The sequence below is a fragment of the Hymenobacter guriensis genome (assembly GCF_015773195.1).
Classification (GTDB): Bacteria; Bacteroidota; Bacteroidia; order Cytophagales; family Hymenobacteraceae; genus Hymenobacter; species Hymenobacter guriensis.
Window position 1 is genome coordinate 74049 of the sequence record NZ_JADWYK010000011.1, and the last position, 16440, is coordinate 90488.

The window sequence follows — 16440 nt, forward strand, 5'->3', positions numbered from 1 at the left end:
CTACAGAGAAGGGAGCGGAAATTTAGTAGCGCGAATCAGCCGACTCGTGCGTTTCTTCTTCGGAAGAATTCTCTTCTTCTTCGTCGTCAAACTGTGGGGCTTCCACTTTGCGCACGTTGCGGGCACAGTCTTCGTCGCGGTGGTTGCGGCCTACCGTAAACTCCACCCAGTCGCCTTCTTGCAGGTCGTTGAAGTCACCTTCCGCCATATCGGCATAGCTGAAGAACAGGTTGTTGGGCGGCATCACCACGAACCCGAAGCCGTTCTTCAGGTTTTTGATGGTGCTGATGCCTACCGTACCTACCGGGCCAGCGGCCGTGGGGCCCGTGGGGCGCACCGGCTTGGTGGGCGTGTAGGGTGCCGGCTCGGGCGTGCTCACGAACATGTCCTCGATCAGCGGGTCATTTTTGGCCAGACGCTCGTCAATTACCTCGTGCATGAGCACGGGGTAGGTAGCGTGGTCGAGCAGCTGCTGCGAGGGGCGCGTTACGCGGTTTTCACCTTTGAAGTCGGTGTACTTGAAGTCCCAGCTCAGCAGCATCACGCGGGTACCCACGGTGTTGAGCTTTTTTACCAGGGGCAGGTAGTCCGAGTCGCCGGCAATGAGCACAATCACGTCGAAGCTCTTGTGCAGGGCCAGTTCCAGGGCTTCCAGCGACAGCCATACGTCAATCCCTTTTTCCTGCAGACGACCGTCGCGGGTTTTCAGGGCCATGTAGTGCGTGGTAACACCCAGGTTCATCAGGATGTCATCCAGGAGCCGGTCATGGAACAGGCGGTCCTTGTCGCGGGCCTCCGTGGCGCTCAGGCGCCCCCGGAAGAAGTGTGCATCCGTAATCTGACAGAGGCGCACGTCGGTATCTTCGTCTTCGGCAACCTGATGGCGGATAAACTCATGCAGCCCTTCCAGGCTGATACGGGCTTTCCGGTCGTGTTGGAAGTAGTAGTAATCACTGATCTTCAGGAAATAATTGCCGTCGTAGAAGACGCCTATCCGGATCAGTGGGCTATTCATCTGATTCATAAACAAGGAACGCGGGTTAGAGTGAGCGGAAAATGATCAACAAACAGGTGTGTGAGAAAGGGTTGGAGAGCAAAAGGGCGGTAGTTCGGTACCTCCCGAAGAGGCAGGAGGCGGTCAAAGGTACGAAGGAAGCATAAAATACATAATATAAATTTAATATGGTAACTAACTGATTATATGAATGATTACAAAAACACCTTTTCCTGTATAATCCTATTTCACTACTCCGGCAGGCCGTATCGGAGCAGCCAGTTATTGTTGTGCTTGAAATTTTATGGCGACAAGCAAAAGTAAATAATCCAAGTTTTATCCGGCCGCTGAATTCAACCGGGCCCACACTCCACACCCCCAACAAAGACAACACAGCTACCCAGCCAGTTGCACCTGGCGCCCACACAAAGGTAGGCTTCATGGCAGCAAGGCCTGCAACAGTATTTTGGTTAAAAGCCCATTTTCCCGATTACCAGACCCAGCACCAACAGCCCGTACCCCCCGCAAATGGCTACTTCCAGAAAATTGCCGCTTTTGGAGCCCGTTCGGATCAGCGGAATTTTAAGGCTAACGTCCCAGAGCGGCATAAAGTATTTCACGCCGGCCTTGGTGAGCGTGTCGGCCAGCAGGTGCGAAAGGTAGCCGCCGCCCGCAAACAGTGCCACGCCGTGCCAGCCCAGGCTTTGATTGGCCAGGTGCCCGATGTACGTCCAGAGCGCAGCCGCCCAGATGGTGTGCGTCCAGGTGCGGTGCGAGGTATAGGGCGCCACCGCCACAAAGCAGCCCAGCATGCTCAGCCACACGTACTCGGTGTAGAGGCCCGCCACCACCGTGCACAGCCCGGTGAAGAGCAGCGCCAGCTTGCGCGTGGCGTCGCCCTGCATGGCGGCTCCGATAAGCCCAAACGCCAGCGCCGCCGTGAAGCCCATGCGCCGGTCGGGGCCGGGCGGCAGCAGAAAGTGCGTGTACGCCGCCAGCGCCGCCGCCGCCAGCACAAACGCCCAGCGCACGTAGTTCTGGGCAAAGCCCAGCCGTTTGCTGAGCCGGGAGCCGGGATGGTCGAGGTCGGGGGCCAGGGACGAAAAGCCCGCCAGGGCAATACCGGCCGGGGAAAATGGCACGCCCGGCACCAGACCCGCAATGGCCACGCCGGTTATAAGGCCAATGGCCAAATGAGAAGATCCGCGCACGAGGAATACCTAAGCAACCAGGGAAACCACGAAGGTACACCTCAGCCGGCTATGGTTGCGCCGCCGCGCCACGCAGGGCGCAGGCCGCCCAGGGCGTGGCCGTGCCGCGGGTGTAGGGCCGGGGCTTTTGCACGGCGGCCAGGCAGCGCCGCTGGTAGATAGCCAGCCAGGCGTGGCGGGTCTGCTGGCGCATTTCCCAGGCGTTGATGTCGAATTCGGGGTCCTCGGCCGGGTTACGGGTGGGGTCCATGGAGTGTGGGAATTAAGGGGTAGGTAAGCAGAGCAGGCTATGTGGCACCTAATATAGGAATTTAGGAATAAGCTCCACCATATGCGCCACCCTTGGGCTTCGCGGAAACTTTCGGAGCTTGCCGGCGGTATTGTTGCTGCCCAGTGCCCGACCGGCTTTCCGCCCGGCCGGGCTTCTGTTATTTCCGTCTCCGCTAGCTTTTTGTGCTTTGAAGGTCTCCGATTTTCTGAAGTTATACGCCCTCGACCCCACTACCCTCACGGTGGGCGCCCGCCTGAACCCCGCCACCCGCAACACCCTGCGGGCTGCCGAAAGGGCCGCTGATGCGCCCGTGCGCCTGCACCTGCGCGGCCTCATCGGCTCCCAGGATGCCGTGCTGGCCGCGGCCCTGCACCAGGAGTTTCCCGATCAGCACCACCTGTTCATCCTCCACGACCGGGACGAGGCCGCCTACTTCCTGGCCGACCTGCAACACCTAGTGCCCAACGAGGAGCCCCTCCTGTTCCCCACCTCCTACAAGCGCCCCTACTCCTTCGACGAGACGGAAAACGCCAACGTGCTGATGCGAGCCGAGGTGCTCAACAAGCTCAATAGCCACCGCGGACCCAAAACCAGCGCCGAGCAGGCCTCGGAGGATGCCGACGACGCCCTACCCGAAGGCGCAGAAAAAAGCCAGAAGGGCAAGAAGATCAACATAAAGGACACGGCCGGGGCGCTTATTGTCACCTACCCGGAGGCTTTGTTCGAGAAGGTTATCAACAAGAAAAGCCTGGTGGCCAACACCTTTCTGGTAAAGGTGGGCGACAAGCTCGACGTGAACTTCGTGAGTGAGATGCTGGCCGAATACGACTTCGAGCGGAGCGACTTTGTGTACGAGGCCGGCCAGTTTGCCGTGCGCGGGGGCATTGTGGACATTTTCTCCTACGCCAACGAGCTGCCCTACCGCATCGAGCTGTTCGGCGACGAGGTAGAAACCATTCGCACCTTCGACCCCGAAAGCCAGCTGTCGGTGGAAAAGCGCCAGCAGGTGAGCATCATCCCCAACGTGCAAACCAAGCTGCTGCAGGAAACGCGGGAAGCCTTCCTCGACTTCATCCCGCCCAACACCACCGTGTGGGCCAAGGACGTGCGCCAGACCCTGGACGTGGTAGACGAGTACTTCGACAAGGCCGAGCACGGCTTTAAGGAGCTGCTGGCGGCTTCGGGCGGCACCCAGGTAGTGAGCAAGCCCGACGACCTGTTTGAAACGGGCAAGTCGCTGAAGAAGCTGCTCGACGGGTTTACGGTAGTGGAGTTCGGCAAGCGGTTTCACTACAAGACCGGAGCCGAGGAGTTCCAGTTCAGCGCCAAGCCCCAGCCCAGCTTCGGCAAGGACTTCAACCGCATCGTGAAGAACCTGCACGACAACCAGAAGAAGGGCTACACCAACATCATTGCCGCCGAGCAGGTGCGGCAGGCCGACCGCCTCCGCACCATCTTCGACGAGCTGGACAACAACGTGCAGTTTCAGCACCTGCTGCTGGGCCTCCGCGAAGGGTTCATCGACGAGACGCTGAAGCTGGTCGTGTACACCGACCACCAGCTGTTTGAGCGCTACTACCGGGCCCAGGAAACCCGCAAGTTCTCCAAGAAAAAGGCCCTTACCCTCAAGGAGCTGCGCACCCTCGTGCCCGGCGACTACGTGGTGCATCAGGACTACGGCATTGCCCGCTTTGCCGGCCTCACCCAGGTCGAAATCAACGACCGGCTGCAGGAAGCCATCCGGCTGGTGTACCGCGACGACGACGTGCTGACCGTGAGCATCCACGCCCTGCACAAGATTGCCAAGTACTCCGGGGCCGAGGGCACCCCACCCTCCATGAGCAAGCTGGGCTCCCCGGAGTGGGAAAACAAGAAGAAGAGCGTCAAGAAAAAGGTCAAGGATATTGCGGCCGAGCTCATCCGGCTCTACGCCAAGCGCAAAACCGCGCCCGGCCACGCCTTCGCCCAGGACTCTTTTATGCAGGCCGAGCTGGAATCGAGCTTTATCTACGAGGACACCCCCGACCAGGCCAAGGCCACCGAGGACGTGAAGCGCGACATGGAGGTGCCCCACCCCATGGACCGCCTCGTGTGCGGCGACGTGGGCTTCGGCAAAACCGAGGTAGCCATCCGGGCTGCCTTCAAGGCCGTGGCCGATGGCAAGCAGGTAGCCATGCTGGTGCCCACCACTATCCTGGCCATGCAGCACTACAAAACCTTCCGCGAGCGGCTCGGCAACCTGCCCGTCACGGTGGAGTACGTCAACCGCTTCAAAACCACCAAGCAAATCAAGGAAACTCTGGGCCGGGTGGCCGACGGCAAAACCGACATCCTCATCGGCACCCACCGCCTCACCAACAAGGACGTGCAGTTCAAGGACCTGGGCCTCCTGGTGATTGACGAGGAGCAGAAGTTCGGGGTAAAAACCAAAGACAAGCTCAAGGAAATCAAGGTGAACGTAGACACGCTCACCCTCTCGGCCACGCCCATTCCGCGCACCCTGCACTTCTCCCTCATGGGCGCCCGCGACCTGAGCGTGATTGCCACGCCCCCGCCCAACCGCCAGCCCGTGCAAACCGAGCTGCACGTGTTCGACGAGCTATTGATCCGCGACGCCATTGCCCGCGAAATCAAGCGCGGCGGGCAGGTGTTCTTCGTGCACAACCGCATCAAAGACATCGAGGAGCAGGCCAGCATGATCCTGCGCCTCGTGCCCGATGCCCGCGTGACCTACGTGCACGGCCAGATGGACGGCGACCTGCTGGAAAAGCGCATGATGAAGTTCGTGGACGGCGACTACGACGTGCTGGTGAGCACCACCCTCATCGAGTCGGGCCTCGACATTGCCAACGCCAACACCATCCTCATCAACCGCGCCCACATGCACGGCCTCTCCGACCTGCACCAGATGCGGGGCCGCGTGGGCCGCTCCAACAAAAAGGCCTACTGCTACCTGCTCACGCCCCCGGTGGCCGGCCTGCCCTCCGACGCCCGCAAGCGCCTGAGCACCCTCGAAGAATTCTCCGACCTGGGCGCGGGCTTCAACGTGGCCATGCGCGACCTCGACATCCGGGGCGCGGGCAACCTGCTGGGCGGCGAGCAGTCGGGCTTTATCAACGACCTGGGCTTCGAAACCTACCACCAGATTCTCGACGAAGCCGTGCAGGAGCTCAAGGAAACCGAGTTCCGCGACCTGTTCCTCGGCGACCCCACCCAGCGCCTCCAGGAAGCCGCCGGCACCGGTCGCCCCAAGGAGTGCAACATCGAAACCGACCTGCAAGTCCTCATCCCCGACCACTACGTGAGCAGCGTATCGGAGCGCCTGCAGCTGTACAGCAAGCTCGATCGGGCCAAAAACCCCGAGGAGCTGCGCAAGGTGCTCACCGGCATGGTAGACCGCTTCGGCCCCCTGCCCGCCGAGGTAGAGCAGCTCGCCGACATCGTGCGCCTGCGCTGGCAGGCCTGCCAGGTGGGTTTCGAGAAGCTCACCCTCAAGAAGAACCTGCTCAAAGGCTACATCCCGGCCACCAACAACGAGCCCTACTTCCAGGGCGACACCTTCGGCAACATCCTCTCCTACGTGCAAAGCCACACCCGCACGGCCTCCATGAAGGAGCGCAAGGAACAGCTCATCCTCAGCATCGAAGACGTGAAGAACGTGCAAGCCGCCAAGCGCATCCTCAGTGAGCTGGGTAGTGAGGAAGCGGTAGGGGTGTAATTGCTTTCGTAGAAACAGCTGAAAATGCCTGCCTTATAATGGGCAGGCATTTTCATTTCATCGGATGGCATAGCTCACCGGCACCAGGCAATCAGCAGCTACTGGTTTGCCGCCAGCGTAGGCCGGAATCCAGTTGGTGGGAATAAGTTTTACCACGCGCAGAGCCTCTTCATCACAGCCAGAGCCTAAGCCCTGAATGACCCGGTAGTCGGTAGTATTTCCTTTGGTATCAATGGTAAAGGCTACCCAAACCTTTCCCTGTACGTCTTTGCGCAAGGCCTCGGCCGGATAGCGCATATTCCGCCCTATGTAGCTAACCATAGGGTTAAGTTGTTCAACATATACGGGGTCCGTGTCGAGCTTCACCCCTTCTTCTGCCGCCGAAAACACGAGGCCATTCATAAGCATAGTGGGTTTGCTGAACAGCAGTTTCCCTTTGCTATGGTCGTACTGTTGGGCAAGCTTACCGTCACTGCCATAATAGTCCCATACGCCCACCTTCTCATCGTTACGGTAATGCCCCTTCTGGCTAAGCTTTTGACTGTTTTCAGCGTACGTTATCCATAGGCTATCCTTTCGCCCGGCCGTATAGAAGCCACTCGTTAGCAGCGTAGCTCCTTTGCGGCCGCCGTATTGCTGATAGGGGCCCTGTTTAGTTGCAGGCGCGCCTTTCAGCACAAAGTATTCTTCACGACCCAGAGGTTTCTGTTGGCTGACCGTCACCTTCTCAGTGTCTTGCCCAAAACTGGCAAACGAGATTCCCAACGACAGAAATGGCACTAAAAAAGACAAAGACCGGTGCATAGTATTTGAGATAAAGGAAACCTGAGCTAACTGAAACCAGCAGAAAAGCAGCTTAAAGATAATACCTCACCTGCTTAGCCAGCACGAGCTATTGTAAGCAGCATTTTCAGCCAGTTGGGCCGCGAGGAAACAGTTGGTGCATAGACACCAAATGAAAAGCCCAAGCCCTAACACGGCTTGGGCCTTTTACTTAATGCCTAATTGAAAAGGAAACTGGTATCTGGCATTCTGTCCCAACCGCCTTTCCTGCCCTTTGAGCCGGTTGCCAAGTGCCCGGCAGCAGCTTTATCACCCGTAGGGCTTCTTCATCGCAGGCCGGTAAGAATGGCTTTACGATTCGATGATTCGATACCTGTCCCGTACTGTCTATAGTGAAGCCAACCAACGAGCTGCCATCGATGGTCATTCGAAGATAAAGCGGCGGATAGCGCAGATTCTTCCACACATACTGGGAAAGACCAGTCAACCCTTCCGAGTAAACTGGGTTGCTGTCCAATGCAGCTTCGCCAGCTAACGGAGTGAACCTTATATCGAGTGCTGTTGCGCGTGACTTAGCAGATAGCAGTTTGCAGCCGACCAAGGAAACCCCAAGCAATAGCAGCGGCAACAGAAGTTGCAAAGTCCGGTAGATAGGCATGAGTAACTATGAGGATACAAGCTACACTAAAGGTATAGAAGGGGTGAAGCAGTAGGGTATTTTCCGGGTATCTTGCGCCGTAGGTCTATCCTTAATTCTTTCCCTTACGATATGCGTTGCGTAGCCCAATTCCATCGAGTCCTATTGCTGGTAGCTGTTCTGGCCGGATTTGCCGGCTGCGGCAAAAAAGACGATCAGCCCCCCGTCAACAGCATCTCCATTGCCTCCATCACGCCCAAGCCGGGTGCCAAGCTCACTTCTTCCTCCACCATCACGGCCCAGCTAAAGTACACCCTGGCCGATAGCGAAAACTCCGAATACGGGTACCAGGTGGCCATTCTCTTCAAAACCAATGACCCCAATTCCACCTCATCGATCAATCCCAACTCTGTAACCGTCACCGACCGCAAGGGCACCGTCACCATTTCCTACCCCGTGGAGCGCGTCTGGAACTCGCCCGGCTTCTACGCGGCGTCCCACCCCCTCACTTGCTATTTTTACCTGCAACGGCTTACCACCAACGGGGGCGGACAAAGCAGCGTCATCGCCAAAACCGACGCGCAGGTGTACAGCGAATAAGCTCCCTCGGCTTCCCCAGCGCTTCCAAAGGTTACATCCCGGCCACCAACAACGAGCCCTACTTCCAGGGCGACACCTTCGGCAACATCCTCTCCTACGTGCAAAGCCACACCCGCTCGGCCACCCTAAAGGAGCGCAAGGAACAGCTCATCCTCAGCATCGAAGACGTGAAGAATGTGCAAGCCGCCAAGCGCATTCTCAGTGAGCTGGGTAGTGAGGAAGTAGTGGGGGTGCAGATACCAAATAGAAAAGGCCCAAGCCGTGTCAGGGCTTGAGCCTTTATCTTAGTGCGTGTTTGAGTTTTGTAAACCCTTCTTTAAAACATCATGCTTCGATAAGCTCAGCATGATGTTTTTTTAAATTTTGAAGCACGCTTTAAATACCAAATAACAAATCATCTAAATTATTTTTTGATATAGACTGATTAATTTTTAACAATTCTTTATTACACTCATCCAAGTCCATTGATATTCTAACTCTGTCATTCTCTATTAACAACTGTGTAACTTTTTGAAAATTATCTTTACTATTTAGATAATTATTTATTTCCTCAGTAAGCAATACAGGCAACAAACCACCAGCCACACTATTTGGGGAAAGTATCGTATTAAACCCCAACCTTGACTTATATATAAGCTGCCTCATATCTAAAATAGTTTTATGTTTTTTCCTTCCTAATACCTCCATTATAATAATATTATAACTACTCATCACAACCAAAGCACTACCTGATGGATAATGAGTAGAACTTCCTATTACTTCGTTTTCTCTTAGAAGGTTATGATCCAGACAATACCCTCGTATCACCTGGTGAACCTTAACAGAATCATTCCCAATTTCTTCATTAGCTATTTTTGATATAGAAGCCGTATTAAACAGAACATACCTTCTTCCAAAGCATATTAATTTACGAAGAGCAACATCATTTTTATCCACATAAGGATACTTAATTTCATAAGAATTACCACTCATATAATTAACAAAATCTTCAATAAGTCTTTTAGTTAATGCTTTTTGAAATGTATCTGGATCAATATCATAATACAATTCGAATAGATTCATAAATCTCAATTGCTCCTTATTATCTACTAGTTTTTGCAACATTTTATCCGCGCTACCCTTCGCATCAACTGATATAAATAAGGCTGCAAAATATTCTTGAAAAGATTTATGGTTCCATCGATACTCTAATCCATCCTGAACAAATAATGGCACATTTTGAATTAAATCTTTAATGAAATCTGATTCAGAAAAACTTAAACCAGCACATCTTTCTTTAGATTCTTTAACATAAGCAATAAGCTCGTCAGAAGTATATTGAACGCTCCCTGAAATTACTGTCTTTATCGCAAGTGCTCGTAATACCCTAGCAAAATCGTCAATATTAAGACCAGAACTTTTCTGGCGGATAAACGAACCCCCTTTTGATAAATCATGATTTTCGAATAATGCCTCATAGACTTGTCTATAGAACACATCCGCACGCAAAGGAAGTGTTGGCTTAAAATCATAGGCCTTAAACAACAAAGAAACCAGTAATGGATTAGTCAAGAAGCTCTTGAGTGTATCTCTATTATTCTCTTCGAGCTTAGTAATCAATGCCGCAGAAACCTCTCCATTAAAGTCATATTTTTTTAACAAATCATAAGCTTCTTGTTGTCTAAGTGGCTTAATAATAAAACGTTGAAAATCCGCAAAAGCATTAAGAGCAGAGTCTTGTCGTGATGTTATTAAAAACTTATTGTTTGGAACTTTAGCAATAAAATCCTGCAAATGCTGAGTCGCGAATTCTCGATCCTTTATCGGAATTTCATCAAAGCCATCAAATACAAATATAAAATCTCCTCTATTTATCAAATTCAGAAGTAAATTTTTATCAAATGCTTCATTTATGCTATCAATATCGTTTTGTATCAGCTCTAATATGGTGACACCAGTTCTTAATCTTCTAAGCTCGATAAACACTGGAACCCCGTGGTTACCTTCAATTATTTTTAAAAATAGAAATCTACTTATAGTCGACTTACCCATGCCAGCAGTATCAACTAGCAAAACCTTTTCATATGATGGAAGCAGTTTCTTTGGATAAGAATCAATTTTTACAGACTCACTTGTAGTTGTATTAGAAATGGTTAGCGGTATATATAAATCGTTTAAAAGCTTCTTATTGTTCTGGAAAACAACAGTCCGTACATAAGATTGACTTGCATAAGCTCTGTCAAGGTAGCTTTCAAATTTATTTAGTATATCGTGCCCAATCACGCGCTGTTTTTTACCCAGACTCTCTGCCAGCAATTCAAACTTTGGCTTTAAAAACGTATTTACAACAAGTGTTGTGAGAGGAGTGGCCATTACAGCCAGGTTCTTTGCGGTATCAAGGTCCATATGACTTCCATTTAAGTGGCTGGAAGATAGCAATAACTTCATTTGTATTACTTCTACTTGGCCTATCTGTATCATAGCTAACGGATGCTTCCAGTTCGTGCCAATTGTGGTGATGGATTATGTCGCATTTGCTAGATAACAGTAAGCCTCAGCCGGCCCCCCCATCTGGCGCGAGCTTTTAGCTCGTTCCCCCAATGACGATGAGGTTGTACCTCATCTGCCGCCGGGCGGCAATTCGGCCTTGCGCTAGTCGTTCCAACAGGTGAGGCCAAGCCTCACGTCAAGTAAGGCACGAGCTACAAGCTCGCGCCAGGAGTGCAGCACGCTATACAATGCTCCCACCCCGCTTCTCCGGTAGCCAGATGCTGCCGCAGCAACGCGGCCAAGCTCGTCGCACCCGTGACAGAGCCTGCCGCGCCTCCGCGACTCCCTTCCGCGCCCGGTACAGCCAGTCGCGCCACTGATATAGCCTCTCGCATGGCCGACAAAATGCCTCGCACGCTTGTTAACGTCTGTCGCACGCCGGTCAATGCCAGTCGCACGACCGCCACTGCCTATCGCACGGCGGTCAGTGCCTATCGCAAGGCAGTCAGTACCCATCGCAAGGCGGTCAGCAGCCATCGCACGACGGTCAGTGCCTATCGCAGAGCCGCCACGGCCTGTCGCACGCCGGTCAGCGGCCACCGCATGACCGACAGTGCCCTTCGCACGCCCGCCACCGGCCTTCGCAGCCCGGTCAGCGCCCGGCGCGGGGTAGCGCAATATATTTCCGCCGCCGCCTTCACAACCAGTTGTCTATATTCCTATATTCCCCTTACACTTTAACCCTCATCCTCTTATGACCGACAAGCAACGGGCCCGGCTGGCAATGCTGCAAGCCACCCTGGGCGTCCTCACCGACCACGCCCCCCTCTACCTCACCAACAAGGCCCTCACCGCTGCCCGCCTTTCCCTGGCCGCGCTGGTCGCCGACCTCGACCCCACCGCCGCCACCCAGCAGGCCGCCGGCGCCGCTCCCAAGCCCGGGGCCGTCAAGCAGAAAACCAAAGCCCGGCTGGCCAGCCTCACCGCCGAAACCGCCGCGGCCCTCCTCGCCTACGCCGACGAAATCCAGGACATCAGCCTCCACACCGACGCCGACTATACCGAAAAAGGCCTCCTGCGCGCCACCGACAACGACCTGCCGCGCATCGCCAAAAACATTCACACCCGCGCCACCGAGCTGCTCACGCCCCTCAAGGAGCAGGGCGTCACCCAGCAGGAGCTCACCGATCTGGCCGCCGCCCTGGCCGCCTTCAAGGCCGAGCAAGCCGCCCCCCGCGTCAGCACCGCCGATACCAAGGCCCAGAACGCCGCCCTGGCCGCCGATCTGCGCACGGCCACCGCCCTGCTGCGCAACCGCGTCGATAAGTACCTGGTGCGCTACCGGCGGCCCCAGCCCGGGTTTCACACCGCCTACCAGTCGGCCCGCCAGATCATCAACACGGCCGCCCGCAAGGAAAAGCCCACCGAAGCGCCCGCCTAGCCCGCCCCACGTCCGCCCGTTGCCCGTCGTCCCCTATCCTTTCGCACTATCTATTGTAACAGCCGCGCCCGGCTTCCCACCAGGGAGGCCGGGCGTTGTGCTTTCTCGTGGGCAGAAAAGCCCCGCGGAAGGACGTACCCGGAAGTCTATAAACGTGAGCCGATAAACGTCTCCGCTCAGCCAGACAAGTGCCCAGGATGCTCTACGTTCTACGCATAGAGCTGGCCAGTTGCTTTTCTCTTGCACGAAGGCGACTGGCCTGTTTTAGAGTATGGGAGAGTTGGGAATACGGCTAGCGGGTGGTTAGCTTCCTGCTCCTCACTACCTGCCTGCTATGCTGCGCGCCCTCTACTCCGACGGTATCACCCTGCACCTCCTCAGCGAGGACAACCTGACCGGCATATTCACCCTATTCCAGGGACACCCCGATTCGCGGGAAATGCAGGAGGAGTTGTTTCGCAACTACCTGCCCCGCTACGGGCAGGGCCGGCGCACCAACTTCGGCTTCTGCTCCCGCCTGGGGCGGAGCTGGCGGGCATGCCCCTGCTCACCGTCGACAGCTGGGAGGAGCGCACCGGCTCCACCGGCGCGGCCGTTTTCCAGCACACGCGCGGCCGTGGCGTGACGCCGCGCAGCAAGCCCCACCTGTTCTACCTGGCCTTCGAGGTGCTGGGCCTCAACCGTGTAGCCACCGCGCCGCTACGGGCTGCCGCGTGTCCAACCGCTCCTCGAAACGCTCCTTGGAAAAGACGCCAGGCCGGCAGCTCGAAGGCATCATGCGCAAGTCAGGCGTGAACGACCAGGGCGAGTTTGAGGACGAATACCTCTACGCCATCCGCCGCCGCGACTGGCCACAGCGCTACAACAAGACCCTGGTAACCGTGCTGGTATAGCATACGCAACGTGTATTTCCCCAACCTGCCCGGCCAGCTCCACCAGCGCCAGCCACGCTGGGTTTACGGCACCGAGGGCAGGCCCGCCTTGAGCACCTGGGCTACTTCCGCCAGGCGCCTGGCAATGGGGTCCAGCAGCTCGGCGGGTACGGGCACCTGGCCTTCACTGCGGGCTTTGAGGTAGCGCACCACCGCCATCTGGTTGTGCAGCGTGTCCTCGGCCTCTTCGCGCAGCTGCTGCCACGCCTCGGTCTGGTCCCGCGTCAGCAGTTGGCGGCGGGCTTCCAGGGCCAGCATCACCAGGTCGGCCAGCTGGGTGAGCAGGCCCTGCTCGGGTTCAGTCAGCTCGCGCGGCTCGTACCCGGCCAGGCACACCGTCCCAATCTTGAAGCCCCGGGGCGTGCGCACCGGCACCCCGGCATAAAACCGGATGTTCCGCTCCCGGGCCGTAGCCGTGTCCTGCGCGGGCTCGGCGGACAGATCGGCGTACACCAGCACCGGCTCGTCGGCCACAATGGCGCGGGTGCAGAGGGTTTGCTCCAGCGTCAGGGCCTCCTGGGCCGGCATTCCCACGCTGGCTTTGTGCCACACTTCCCGCTCGTGCACGAAGGCAATGCGCGCCACCGGCACGCTGAAGATGTAAGCCGCCAGCTCCACGAGGTTGTCGAACAGCTTTTCCTGCGCCGAATACAGAATATCATAAGACTCCAGCTCCGCCAGGCGGGCACGTTCATCGGTAGTCATAAGGCATAGTCATATAGGCACGAAAGGCGGGAACCCAGGCAAGCTACGCATCGGCAGGCACATATGCAGTGGGCGGGGCGTAATAGAATTCCGGCCCAGGTTTTCACATCATCATGTGAAAAACCCTGACTTTCAGCCCACCTATCTTTGGCTGCCGGCTTATCCGTGCCCGTTACTCATGAAACTGCTGCTGATTTTCTGCTGCCTGCTGCCCCTGCTGGCCGGGGCCCAACCCCGCATCGGGTACGAGGTGCACTATGCGCCCCACCTGAGCACGGAGGGCCTGCGCGTGCAGGTGCAGGTGCGTACCCCACGGGCCGAGGACTCCACCTACTTCCACTTCGCCAACGAGGTGTGGGGCGAGCCGGACCTGCTGCGCTGCCTCGGTGGCTTCGCGGGCGAGGGCGCCGGCTACCGATTCCGGGTAGTGCCCGACAGCAACCGCGTGGTAGTATACCATCCGCGCACCCGCGTCGTGCGCTTTTCCTACCGCGTGCGGCAGGACGCCGCCGAGTATACCCGCGACCAGGTAAACCGCCCCCGCGTGACCGACGCCTACTTTCACGTGCTGGGCGAGTCGCTGTTTATGGTGCCCGATTTTATAGTAAGCTCCCCGGTGGAGCCCCGCCTTACGGCTACCATTCGGTGGGTGGGCTTCCCGCCGGGCTACGTGCTGCACAACACGTTTGCCTCGCAGGTCACGGAACAAACCTTCCGGGGCAGGCTCTGGACGGAGTTCTACCGCTCCCTCTACGTGGGCGGCGACTACCGCCTGCACCAGTTCCGGTACCAGAACCGCCCGGTGTACGTGGCCCTGCGCGGCGAGTGGCACCACTACGACGAGCCAGGCTTCCTCCTTTCCCTGCAGCAGGCCCTTACCGCTCAGCGCGACTTCTGGCAGGATGCCGGCCCCACCCGCTACACCGTGTTCATGAGCCCCACCGTAACGACTACCGACACCACCTGGCGCGGGCAGAGCATCCGGGGTGAGGGGCTGTACCAGGGCTTCAAGCTGCAGTCGACCAACAACCCCTTCAACAGCTGGGACCTGCTGCGCTACATGTTCAACCACGAGATGCTGCACGACTGGATTGGCGGGCAGATCCGGGGCGCCCACGGGGAGCTTACCAACTGGTTTACGGAGGGCTTCACGGACTACTATGCCTACAAAAACCGCCTCCGCAGCGGCGACCTGACCCTGGAAGCGTGGGTGAAGGCCTTCAACGAGGATGTCATTCAGCAGCTCTACAAAAACCCGGAGCGCAACCAGCCCAACTACCTCATCAAGGACAACTACTGGAAAAGCCGCGCCTTTGGCAAGCTGCCCTACCGGCGCGGGGCCCTGTTCGCCTTCTGGCTCGATAATCAGATTCTGAAACGCTCCGGCTACACCCGCTCCCTCGACGACCTGATGCGGGAGCTGCGCCAGGCCTGCCTGCTGCCCGGCCAGTCTTTCACCGATGAGCGTTTCCTGGCTTTGGCCCAAACTTACCTGCACGAAGACATCAGCTACGAGTTCCAGAAGTATATCCTGCACGGCACCGACATTCCCTGGACCACCCCCGAGCTGGCCGAAGGTTTTACGATGGACACCACCCAGCCCATACCCGTGCTGAAAGCCGCCGGCCCCGCCTCCGCCCTGCGCGAGCGGTACCTGAACACCAAGGGCAGCGCCAAACCCGTAGCCCGGCAGTAGCTTTTGGCCGCCTAAGCAGCTGAACCCCAGATTTGGTGTAAGCGTATTTCCGGGCTCACCATCCCAGCTAATCCCATGAAGACGTCCTTTGTAATGGCGGCCATTTTCGCCCTGAGCTTAACTTCCTGCGGCGAGCATAAAACCGAAGACGCCGACACCACGACTACTACCTCCGATACGCCCGGTGCCGCTCCCATTGCTCCGGAAGATGCCTACGCCGGCGTAGATACCACCGCTGCCGCCGCTGCTGATACGGCCGCAGCCCAGTAAAACCAGGGCCACCGCGCACAAGCCCGGCCCGTAACTGCCGGCAAGGGTTCGAACCAGGGCAGGCCCACGTAGCGGGCCTGGTTCCGCCGATTCAGCTCCGGACAACTGTAGAGAAGGCGCCGAAAACTCGACCTTATCCTTTTGGCGTTTCGGGCCGTTGCAAAGCGTAAGGCGGCCGGTTGGCCGCCTGTTTCCCATATAGCCTACGTTCGTTATGCAGCAGCCCATTTCCCGTCGGCAGCACGTCATTGCCGATTACACCTTTGTCGCCTCTGCCGCCTCCGCTCCTTCAGCCGCCGGCTTTGCGCAGGACGCTACTCCGACCACCCTTTCCTACGTTCTCAGCGGCACGGCCCTGGCCTCGAGCCTGCTTACCCGGGCTGAGTGGGGCGCCCTGCGGGTAATGCCCTACAAGATGCACCTGGCGCTTGATGCCGTCAGCAGCCTCACCGCCTTGTCGGCGCCCTGGGTGTTTGGCTTTGCCCGCAACACCCGCGCCCGCAATGCCTTTCTGGCTATGGGCGTGTTTGGCCTGATAGCCACGGTACTTTCCCGCCCCGAGGAAATGCCCAAATACCGCTGAGTACTACTTACCAGTACCAAAAAAGGCAGCCTGCGCAGGCTGCCTTTTTTGGTACTACTGCAGGTGATTGTAAGCCGGACTGCACGGGTTACACGTGGGGGCGACGCCGTAATCCACTCGGCAGCTTCGC

The 16440-nt window shown here is 57.0% G+C and carries 17 protein-coding genes; 10 read left to right on the forward strand and 7 right to left on the reverse strand.

All coding sequences use genetic code 11. The features are described 5' to 3' along the window. Positions 1-22: 22 nt before the first annotated feature. From I5L79_RS16695 to I5L79_RS16705, 3 genes are all read right to left on the reverse strand, one after another. Positions 23-1024, reverse strand: coding sequence for an NYN domain-containing protein (locus I5L79_RS16695; RefSeq protein WP_196956211.1), 1002 nt, complete (start codon positions 1022-1024; stop codon positions 23-25). A 440-nt stretch (positions 1025-1464) separates the two neighbouring features. Further along, on the reverse strand, positions 1465-2205 hold the full coding sequence (locus I5L79_RS16700) for a metal-dependent hydrolase (protein ID WP_196956212.1): 741 nt from the start codon (positions 2203-2205) through the stop codon (positions 1465-1467). A 49-nt stretch (positions 2206-2254) separates the two neighbouring features. Next, positions 2255-2455 (reverse strand): hypothetical protein, encoded by a 201-nt coding sequence (locus I5L79_RS16705; RefSeq protein ID WP_196956213.1) that lies wholly within the window; start codon positions 2453-2455, stop codon positions 2255-2257. 208 nt (positions 2456-2663) lie between these two features. Between I5L79_RS16705 and mfd the strand changes: the two genes are divergently transcribed. Continuing rightward, positions 2664-6194, forward strand: a complete 3531-nt coding sequence (gene mfd, locus I5L79_RS16710) for a transcription-repair coupling factor (RefSeq protein ID WP_196956214.1) — start codon at positions 2664-2666, stop codon at positions 6192-6194. Positions 6195-6251: 57 nt separating this feature from the next. On the opposite strand, the gene I5L79_RS16715 is transcribed toward mfd, so the two are convergent. Together I5L79_RS16715 and I5L79_RS16720 are read right to left on the reverse strand one after the other, a co-directional pair. Beyond that, entirely contained in the window at positions 6252-6998 is a 747-nt protein-coding gene (locus I5L79_RS16715) for an energy transducer TonB (RefSeq protein ID WP_196956215.1), read from the reverse strand. A gap of 190 nt (positions 6999-7188) precedes the next feature. Then, complete coding sequence (locus I5L79_RS16720) at positions 7189-7617, reverse strand: energy transducer TonB (RefSeq protein ID WP_231403162.1); 429 nt, start codon at positions 7615-7617, stop codon at positions 7189-7191. A 129-nt stretch (positions 7618-7746) separates the two neighbouring features. On the opposite strand from I5L79_RS16720, the gene I5L79_RS16725 reads away from it, so the two are divergent. Together I5L79_RS16725 and I5L79_RS16730 are read left to right on the forward strand one after the other, a co-directional pair. After that, on the forward strand, positions 7747-8214 hold the full coding sequence (locus I5L79_RS16725; protein ID WP_231403163.1) for a hypothetical protein: 468 nt from the start codon (positions 7747-7749) through the stop codon (positions 8212-8214). Positions 8215-8312: 98 nt separating this feature from the next. After that, positions 8313-8489, forward strand: coding sequence for a hypothetical protein (locus I5L79_RS16730; RefSeq protein ID WP_196956218.1), 177 nt, complete (start codon positions 8313-8315; stop codon positions 8487-8489). A gap of 100 nt (positions 8490-8589) precedes the next feature. On the opposite strand, the gene I5L79_RS16735 is transcribed toward I5L79_RS16730, so the two are convergent. Then, positions 8590-10674 (reverse strand): NACHT domain-containing protein, encoded by a 2085-nt coding sequence (locus tag I5L79_RS16735; protein ID WP_231403164.1) that lies wholly within the window; start codon positions 10672-10674, stop codon positions 8590-8592. 402 nt (positions 10675-11076) lie between these two features. Here I5L79_RS16735 and I5L79_RS16740 point away from each other — a divergent pair, with 402 nt between their 5' ends. The 4 genes from I5L79_RS16740 to I5L79_RS23365 all read left to right on the forward strand — a co-directional run bounded on the left by I5L79_RS16740 (position 11077) and on the right by I5L79_RS23365 (position 13017). Next, positions 11077-11424 carry a hypothetical protein gene (locus tag I5L79_RS16740; RefSeq protein ID WP_196956220.1) on the forward strand — a complete coding sequence of 116 codons (348 nt, stop codon included), beginning with the start codon at positions 11077-11079 and terminating at the stop codon, positions 11422-11424. Positions 11425-11437: 13 nt separating this feature from the next. After that, complete coding sequence (locus tag I5L79_RS16745; protein ID WP_196956221.1) at positions 11438-12124, forward strand: hypothetical protein; 687 nt, start codon at positions 11438-11440, stop codon at positions 12122-12124. A gap of 334 nt (positions 12125-12458) precedes the next feature. Next, positions 12459-12749 carry a hypothetical protein gene (locus I5L79_RS23360; protein ID WP_231403165.1) on the forward strand — a complete coding sequence of 97 codons (291 nt, stop codon included), beginning with the start codon at positions 12459-12461 and terminating at the stop codon, positions 12747-12749. An 88-nt stretch (positions 12750-12837) separates the two neighbouring features. Further along, complete coding sequence (locus I5L79_RS23365; RefSeq protein WP_231403166.1) at positions 12838-13017, forward strand: hypothetical protein; 180 nt, start codon at positions 12838-12840, stop codon at positions 13015-13017. Between the two features lie 63 nt (positions 13018-13080). On the opposite strand, the gene I5L79_RS16755 is transcribed toward I5L79_RS23365, so the two are convergent. Beyond that, entirely contained in the window at positions 13081-13761 is a 681-nt protein-coding gene (locus I5L79_RS16755; RefSeq protein ID WP_196956222.1) for a GAF domain-containing protein, read from the reverse strand. Between the two features lie 178 nt (positions 13762-13939). On the opposite strand from I5L79_RS16755, the gene I5L79_RS16760 reads away from it, so the two are divergent. From I5L79_RS16760 to I5L79_RS16770, 3 genes are all read left to right on the forward strand, one after another. Next, positions 13940-15457 carry a M61 metallopeptidase family protein gene (locus I5L79_RS16760; protein WP_196956223.1) on the forward strand — a complete coding sequence of 506 codons (1518 nt, stop codon included), beginning with the start codon at positions 13940-13942 and terminating at the stop codon, positions 15455-15457. 75 nt (positions 15458-15532) lie between these two features. Then, complete coding sequence (locus tag I5L79_RS16765; RefSeq protein WP_196956224.1) at positions 15533-15727, forward strand: hypothetical protein; 195 nt, start codon at positions 15533-15535, stop codon at positions 15725-15727. A 214-nt stretch (positions 15728-15941) separates the two neighbouring features. Then, on the forward strand, positions 15942-16310 hold the full coding sequence (locus I5L79_RS16770; protein ID WP_196956225.1) for a hypothetical protein: 369 nt from the start codon (positions 15942-15944) through the stop codon (positions 16308-16310). Positions 16311-16440: the final 130 nt, after the last annotated feature.

Excerpts from the sequence above, each read along its gene's own strand:
- I5L79_RS16695 (WP_196956211.1), bottom strand. The coding sequence starts at position 1,024 with ATGAATCAGATGAATAGCCCACTGATCCGGATAGGCGTCTTCTACGAC.
- I5L79_RS16705 (WP_196956213.1), bottom strand. The coding sequence starts at position 2,455 with ATGGACCCCACCCGTAACCCGGCCGAGGACCCCGAATTCGACATCAAC.
- I5L79_RS16715 (WP_196956215.1), bottom strand. The coding sequence starts at position 6,998 with ATGCACCGGTCTTTGTCTTTTTTAGTGCCATTTCTGTCGTTGGGAATC.
- I5L79_RS16725 (WP_231403163.1), top strand. The coding sequence starts at position 7,747 with ATGCGTTGCGTAGCCCAATTCCATCGAGTCCTATTGCTGGTAGCTGTT.
- I5L79_RS16735 (WP_231403164.1), bottom strand. The coding sequence starts at position 10,674 with ATGATACAGATAGGCCAAGTAGAAGTAATACAAATGAAGTTATTGCTA.
- I5L79_RS16740 (WP_196956220.1), top strand. The coding sequence starts at position 11,077 with ATGGCCGACAAAATGCCTCGCACGCTTGTTAACGTCTGTCGCACGCCG.
- I5L79_RS16745 (WP_196956221.1), top strand. The coding sequence starts at position 11,438 with ATGACCGACAAGCAACGGGCCCGGCTGGCAATGCTGCAAGCCACCCTG.
- I5L79_RS23360 (WP_231403165.1), top strand. The coding sequence starts at position 12,459 with ATGCTGCGCGCCCTCTACTCCGACGGTATCACCCTGCACCTCCTCAGC.
- I5L79_RS16755 (WP_196956222.1), bottom strand. The coding sequence starts at position 13,761 with ATGACTACCGATGAACGTGCCCGCCTGGCGGAGCTGGAGTCTTATGAT.
- I5L79_RS16760 (WP_196956223.1), top strand. The coding sequence starts at position 13,940 with ATGAAACTGCTGCTGATTTTCTGCTGCCTGCTGCCCCTGCTGGCCGGG.
- I5L79_RS16765 (WP_196956224.1), top strand. The coding sequence starts at position 15,533 with ATGAAGACGTCCTTTGTAATGGCGGCCATTTTCGCCCTGAGCTTAACT.
- I5L79_RS16770 (WP_196956225.1), top strand. The coding sequence starts at position 15,942 with ATGCAGCAGCCCATTTCCCGTCGGCAGCACGTCATTGCCGATTACACC.